The sequence below is a fragment of the Pseudomonas sp. R11F genome (genome assembly GCF_050312575.1).
Taxonomy (GTDB): domain Bacteria; phylum Pseudomonadota; class Gammaproteobacteria; order Pseudomonadales; family Pseudomonadaceae; genus Aquipseudomonas; species Aquipseudomonas palleroniana.
Window position 1 is genome coordinate 176,535 of sequence record NZ_JBNPJU010000037.1, and the last position, 7,281, is coordinate 183,815.

At 59.3% G+C, this 7,281-nt stretch carries 5 protein-coding genes; 4 read left to right on the top strand and 1 reads right to left on the bottom strand.

Annotation, left to right across the window (positions count from 1 at the left end):
* Positions 1–3: 3 nt before the first annotated feature.
* The gene (locus ACQRBV_RS10525; RefSeq protein WP_411984942.1) at positions 4–1,371 is read right to left on the bottom strand and encodes an inorganic triphosphatase; all 1,368 of its coding nucleotides are present in this window, start codon (positions 1,369–1,371) and stop codon (positions 4–6) included.
* A 158-nt stretch (positions 1,372–1,529) separates the two neighbouring features.
* Here ACQRBV_RS10525 and argE point away from each other — a divergent pair, with 158 nt between their 5' ends.
* The 4 genes from argE (at position 1,530) to ACQRBV_RS10545 (ending at position 7,211) form a co-directional block, all read left to right on the top strand.
* The gene (gene argE / locus ACQRBV_RS10530) at positions 1,530–2,678 is read left to right on the top strand and encodes an acetylornithine deacetylase (RefSeq protein WP_244384891.1); all 1,149 of its coding nucleotides are present in this window, start codon (positions 1,530–1,532) and stop codon (positions 2,676–2,678) included.
* A 135-nt stretch (positions 2,679–2,813) separates the two neighbouring features.
* Positions 2,814–4,115 (top strand): amino-acid N-acetyltransferase, encoded by a 1,302-nt coding sequence (gene argA / locus ACQRBV_RS10535; RefSeq protein ID WP_060753549.1) that lies wholly within the window; start codon positions 2,814–2,816, stop codon positions 4,113–4,115.
* An 825-nt stretch (positions 4,116–4,940) separates the two neighbouring features.
* A complete protein-coding gene (locus ACQRBV_RS10540; RefSeq protein ID WP_060753548.1) occupies positions 4,941–6,299 on the top strand; it encodes an OprD family porin in 1,359 nt (452 codons plus the stop codon).
* Between the two features lie 273 nt (positions 6,300–6,572).
* Positions 6,573–7,211, top strand: a complete 639-nt coding sequence (locus tag ACQRBV_RS10545) for a peroxiredoxin (RefSeq protein ID WP_015886425.1) — start codon at positions 6,573–6,575, stop codon at positions 7,209–7,211.
* Positions 7,212–7,281: the final 70 nt, after the last annotated feature.

Genomic DNA, 7,281 nt, shown 5'->3' on the forward strand with positions numbered 1-7,281 from the left:
CCCTTACAGGCGCAGCAAGGTTTTCCAGGCGCGATTCTGATACACCGCAATCGCCTGATGCATACGCGCATCCAGGGATTCATCGGTGATCGGCTGGTTGGCCAGTTGCACCAACTTGTTCAGCTCGCCGTACAGGCGGTCCAGTTCCGGAATATCCACCACCTGACGTGCATGATGCAGCCACGCCTGGATGCGTTCGAGGCGCGGCAGTTGCTCGGCCAGGTCTTCCGGTTGTTGCTGGTAGCGTGGCAGTTGCAGGGCGACAGCATCTTCGGCCAGCAGGCGTGGCAGCCAGTTGGTGATCTGCGCGGCGCCCTGGCGGTTGCCCCGCACATTGCGGTCGGTGGTCCAGGTGCGGGCCAGCAGCCAGCGGGAAGCGTTCAGCGAGAACAGGCCCCAGCGCACGTCTTCCAATTCTTCGATGAATTGTTCCGGCGCAGCTTTGCGGATGTCTTCATCATCGTCACCGGCCTGTACCAGCGGGCGCCAGTCTTCCAGCAATGCATCCAGTGCGCTGCGCAGCTCGCTGGTGGATTGACGTGGTGCAGCCTGGCCGAGGCTGCCGACCAGGGCGCGCAATTCGCCGAGGTTGTCGACCCAGTCCTGCAACAGTCGCCAGTGGCCATTGAAGCGGTACTGCTCCGCCAGGCGCTGGCTGCTGCCCAGCAGATGCCACAGGATGGCGGCGAAGGCGTCGTCCAACGGCATTTCGGCGTGAATCTGCGGCGCCGGCAGGCTCAGCGAATAGCTGCCGGCGTCGTACAGGCGGTAGCCGCGCTCGGCCTTGCTGATATCGCAAGGCATCAGCGCCAGGGTTGCGGCCAGTTCGGCGGCCAGTTCCAGCAGGGCGGCCGGCTCGCCTTCGCGCAATTCCAGTTCCAGCTCGCAGATTTCTTCTTTCTGCTTGCCGACGACAACATGCCCCAGGTCCAGGGCGGCCTCGATGACCACCTTGGCTTTACCGCGGCCCCAGGCGATTTCAGCGCGTTCGCGGACAAAGTCGGTGGTGAAGATCGGCTTGAGGGTCTTTTTGTCCAGCTCGGCCAGTTGCTCGGGCCAGCACTCGCCGTCGAGTTTCTTCACGTCGAGCTTGGCCTTGGGCAAGTCCCAGTTGTATTCGTTACGTTCCGACAAGCCGGCGACACTCTGGCCACGGGTCTTGAGGGTCTGGATGATATCGTCACCGTCCTTGCGCAGGCGCAGGGCGACTTTGGCCTGGGCCAGGTCACGCTCTGGGGTGTCGAAGTACTGATTCATCAACTCACGGCGTTCCCAGCCACTTTTGTTGCGTTTTTTCAGGAGCGGGTGCTCACGCAGCGCGGCGAGGGTCTCGCGGCTGACGCGGAGCTTGATTTCGGTTTCTTTTTGCATGGCCGGAACATCCAGGATCGGGAGCGCAGCCGGGGAAAAGAGTGGCTGCCAAGGCCGTGCAGTGTACAGGACTGCGCCCGGCAACGCGCCGCAACGGTTTATTGTGTTGTGCAGATGGCTCTATAGTGGGGCTCATCCGGGAAGTTGAGAGACCGCGTATGCCGTTACCTACCCTGAAAGAGCAATTCGCTGCGCTGATTGCCGCACCGTCGGTCAGTTGCACCCAAGCGTCTCTCGACCAGACCAACCGCCCGGTGATCGATTTGCTCGCCGGCTGGCTGGGCGACCTGGGTTTTGCCATCGACATCCAGCAAGTCAGCCCCGGTAAATTCAACCTGCTCGCCAGTTTCGGCAGCGGCCCGGGTGGCCTGGTGCTGGCGGGGCATAGCGACACTGTTCCTTATGACGCGGCCTTGTGGAAGACCGATCCGTTGAAGCTGACGGAAGTCGATGGCCGTTGGGTAGGACTGGGCAGCTGTGACATGAAAGGCTTTTTTGCGCTGGCAATCGAAGCCGTATTGCCGCTGCTGGATCAACCGTTCAAGCAACCGTTGCTGATCCTCGCGACCTGTGACGAAGAAAGCTCGATGTCCGGCGCCCGCGCGCTGGCCGAAGCGGGCCGCCCGTTGGGGCGTGCGGCGGTGATTGGTGAGCCCACCGGCCTCAAGCCGATCCGCCTGCACAAAGGCGTAATGATGGAACGCATCGATATCCTTGGCCAAAGCGGCCACTCCTCGGACCCGAGCCTGGGCCATAGCGCCCTTGAAGCCATGCATGATGCCATTGGCGAATTGCGCGGCCTGCGCCTGGCCTGGCAGCGTGAGTACCGCAACCCGCAATTCAGCGTGCCCCAGCCGACCCTGAATTTCGGTTGTATCCATGGTGGCGACAACCCTAATCGCATCTGCGGCCAATGTTCCCTGGAGTTCGACCTGCGGCCCCTGCCGGGCATGGACCCCCAGGTGCTGCGTGATGCGATCCGGCAAAAGCTGCAACCCGTGGCCGAGCGCCATCAGGTCAAGATCGACTACGCGCCGTTGTTCCCCGAAGTCCCCCCGTTCGAGCAGCCGGAAGATGCCGAACTGGTCCGGGTCGCGCAGCGATTGACCGGCCATCGTGCCGAAGCAGTAGCGTTCGGCACCGAAGCGCCTTATCTTCAGCGCCTTGGTTGTGAAACCCTGGTGCTGGGCCCTGGCGATATCGCCTGCGCCCATCAACCGGGCGAGTACCTCGAAATGTCACGCTTGACGCCTACAGTGCGTCTATTGCGGGAGCTGATCGAGCATTACTGCCTGAAACCCGCATAATTTACCCCCTGCCCATTCGTACATAGAAGGAGAGCGAGCGTGTCGCCAAGCCTGTTCCGACGATAACCATCAGCCCGCTGTGCGCTTTCACGATTCATCCTTGTTTGGCTGCTACTTATTACAGGCCCAGGTTTTATGCCCGAATACGTCAATTGGCTTCGTCACGCTTCGCCCTACATCAACGCCCACCGCGACTGCACCTTTGTGGTCATGCTGCCTGGCGATGGTGTGGAACATCCGAACTTCGGCAATATCGTCCATGACCTGGTGCTGCTGCACAGCCTGGGTGTGCGGCTGGTGCTGGTACACGGTTCGCGCCCTCAGATCGAAACGCGCCTTGCGGCCCGCGGCCTGACCCCGGCCTACCACGAAGGCTTGCGCATCACTGATGCCGCGACGCTGGAGTGCGTGATCGACGCCGTTGGCCACCTGCGTATCGCCATCGAGGCGCGCCTGTCCATGGACATGGCCTCTTCACCGATGCAGGGTTCGCGCCTGCGTGTCGCCAGTGGCAACCTGGTGACTGCCCGCCCTATCGGCGTGCTCGAAGGCGTGGATTACCACCACACCGGCGAAGTGCGCCGGGTCGATCGCAAGGGCATCAACCGTCTGTTGGACGAGCGCTCCATTGTGCTGTTGTCGCCCTTGGGCTACTCGCCCACCGGTGAGATCTTCAACCTGGCCTGCGAAGACGTCGCCACCCGCGCCGCCATCGACCTGGGTGCCGACAAGCTGTTGCTGTTCGGCGCCGACATGGGCCTGATCGATGAAAATGGCCGGCTGGTGCGCGAACTGCGCCCGCAGCAAGTACCGGCGCATTTGCAACGCCTGGGCGCGAACAACTATCAGGCCGAATTGCTCGATGCCGCTGCCGAGGCTTGCCGCGGTGGAGTAGGGCGCAGTCACATCGTCAGTTACGCCGAAGACGGCGCCTTGCTCACCGAGCTGTTCACCCGAGACGGTGGCGGTACGCTGGTGGCCCAGGAACAATTCGAGCAGGTGCGTGAGGCGGCGATTGAAGATGTGGGCGGCTTGCTCGATCTGATCAGCCCGTTGGAAGAGCAGGGCATTCTGGTGCGCCGCTCGCGTGAAGTGCTGGAGCGTGAGATCGAGCAGTTCAGCGTGGTCGAGCGTGAAGGCATGATCATCGCCTGCGCGGCGCTGTACCCGATCGCGGATTCGGATGCTGGTGAGCTGGCGTGTCTGGCGGTGAACCCGGAGTACCGTCACGGTGCGCGGGGTGACGTGTTGCTCGAACGCATCCAGACCCGTGCCCGGGCGCAGGGGCTGAAGACGCTGTTTGTTCTCACCACCCGCACCGCTCACTGGTTCCGCGAGCGCGGTTTTGTGCCAAGCAGCGTGGATCGCCTGCCGTCGGCGCGGGCATCGCTGTACAACTACCAGCGTAATTCGAAGATTTTCGAGAAAGCGCTCTAGGCCCTCAATTAAGGAGGGAGGGCACTGCCCCTAATGCCAGTCAGTTAAGGCTTAACGCGGTCATTGTGGGAGGGGGCTTGCTCCCGATGGACTGCGTAGCAGGCCCATTTTTGAGGCCGCTGCTCGGTCTATCGGGAGCAAGTCGAATCGTCGCACCGCCCCTCCCACAGGTTATCCATCGTCTGCTCTATCGCTTAACTGACAGGCATTAGGCCTGCCCCTCCCTTATGCCTTGCCACCCCAGCGCCTTTCGTCGTTGCGCATCACCAGCGCTTAAGAAGCATTGATCTGCGCCGATACGATAAACATCACATTCGATAGATTGCGTGAAGCCGCGTCTCTGCGAGGGGCAGGCGCCATCGGCTGCTCATGGGGCGGGGCGCTTTGACAGCAAAAGAAATTATTAGTGACACAAAAACTGTAACAAATTGACGGGAGGATGTGCCTTTGGCCATGATGGCGTCGCCTTTTTGATCGTGGGTGACGTATGCAAAGGTACGGCCACACTAATCGATCTAAAAAAAGGTTGGTAAAGACTTTTCAGGTATTAGCCTTTGGAGCGATTGGTCTACGCTGACCATCTCGCTCATCGGCCAGGCTTATTCCTGAATCGTATGAAAAAGAATGAAATAATTCTTTTTGGGTGTATGAAAAACTCATTACCCTGCAGGGACCAAATTAACTGCGATTAGACGAAGGTAGTAGACATATCAGGTTACGATTGACTTGGTAGTCACTATCTGGCGCTAATCGCGCATCTGTGGATCACGGGCGTCAGACCCGAGACCTTAGAAATACAAAAATTAGAAATGAGAGGAGCGGTACATGAAGAAGTCAACATTGGCGTTGGCCGTGGCTGTGGCTGCAATTGCACAACAGGCACACTCCGCCGGTTTCATCGAAGACAGCAAGGCCACTCTGGGTCTGCGTAACTTCTACATCAACACTGACAACCGCGATGGCGCTCCTACAGCGAGCAGCCGCAGCAAGAACGCTGAATGGGGCCAAGGCTTCGACCTGCGTTTCATCTCGGGTTACACCCAAGGTACCGTTCAGTTCGGTGTTGACGCCATTGGCCTGTACGGCGTGCGTCTGGATTCCAGCCGCGATAACCACGGCAACTACTCCGGCACTGCTTCCGGCGGCACCGTCTTCCCGAGCGACGGCAACAAGGCTGTCAACGATTACGCCAGCCTGGGCGTGACCGGCAAGGTGAAGGTTTCCCAAACCGAACTGAAACTCGGCACTCTGCAGCCTAAGCTGCCAGTTATCGTGACCAACGATGGCCGTCTGCTGCCGCAAACCTTCCAAGGTGGCCAGATCACTACCAACGACATCAAGGATCTGACCTTGGTTGCCGGTCAGGTAGAAAAAGCCAAGGGCCGTAACTCCAGCAACAACGAAAACCTGTCGATCGGCGGTGCCAACGCCAGCTCCAACTACAATGCCGGCAGGTTCAGCAACAAGTTCTACTACGCCGGTGGCGACTACAAGCTGACCAAGGACCTGACTGCCCAGTACTACTACGGCAATCTGGAAGACTTCTACAAGCAGCACTTCCTGGGTCTGACCCACAACTGGGCAATCGGCCCGGGCGTCTTGAAGTCTGACCTGCGTTATTTCCACAGCACTGACGATGGTAAAAACGGTGATACCGCCGCTTACTATTCCAGCGGTAACTACCAAGGTTTTGCCTCGGGTAAAGGCAAGGTCGATAACAACCTGTACAGCGGCCTGTTCCTGTACACCGTTGCCGGTCACACCTTCGGTGGTGGTTACCAAGTCAGCAATGGCAGCAGCGACTTCCCTTGGTTGAACCAGGGCGACGGTTCGTCGGCCTACATCACCACTGACATGCAAATCCAGAAGTTCGCCCGTGCCGGCGAGCGTACCTGGCAAGCTCGCTACGCTTACGACTTCGCCAAGGTTGGCGTACCTGGCCTGACCGCCGGTGTTGTCTACCTCAAGGGTAGCAATATCGACACCGTTACTGCCTCGCGTGCCGAGCTGACCGGTCAATCCGAGTGGGAACGCGACATCACCGTTGCCTACGTAATTCCGGAAGGCCCACTGAAAAACCTGGGCGTTGCCTGGAAAAACGCGATGTGGCGTACCGACCTGGCGAACACCCGTTCCCAGGACGAAAACCGTCTGATCGTCAGCTACTCGATTCCACTGTTGTAAGTGCTTAAAGCCTTGCCCGGCGCAATGCCGGGCAAGGTGTCTTGCTTTCAAGTCGGGCTCAACCCCCGCAAGCCCTTCCCGAAACCCCTCTTTGTACAGCGTCTCAAGGCCTTCTCGAACCTTGAAACCGATGTTGATCCTCGCCCGTCGCCAAGTCCAATGAACAGATTTTTAATATTCTTTTATCGTCTAGATAAATCGATATTTATTCTTTTTAAATAATCTCCAACCCATGCACAGTAGGCTCCATAAGCATTCACCAGGAGCCACACCATGAGCCTAAGACTGGGCGACATCGCCCCCGACTTCGAACAGGATTCCAGCGCCGGCAAGATTCGTTTCCATGAGTGGCTGGGCGATAGCTGGGGTGTGCTGTTTTCCCACCCGGCGGACTTCACGCCGGTGTGCACCACCGAGCTGGGTTTCACCGCCAAGCTCAAGGACGAATTTGCCCAGCGCGGCGTCAAGGCGATTGCCCTGTCGGTCGACCCGGTGGACTCGCACCACAAGTGGATCGAAGACATCAACGAAACCCAGAACACGGTCGTCAACTTCCCGATCCTGGCCGACGCCGATCGCAAGGTGTCGGACCTCTACGACCTGATCCATCCGAACGCCAGTGACACCCTCACCGTGCGTTCCCTGTTCGTCATCGACCCGAACAAGAAGATTCGCCTGACGATTACCTACCCGGCCAGCACCGGTCGCAACTTCCACGAAATCCTGCGGGTCATCGACTCGTTGCAGTTGACCGACAACCACAAGGTCGCCACCCCCGCCAACTGGCAGGACGGTGACGAAGTGGTGATCGTGCCGTCGCTCAAGGATGAAGAGGAAATCAAGAAGCGCTTTCCAAAAGGCTACCGGGCGGTGAAGCCATACCTGCGGTTGACCCCGCAACCCAACCGTTAACACAGGACCTATGTGGGAGGGGGCTTGCTCCCGATGGGGGTGTGTCAGTCAATACATCCACTACTGACAC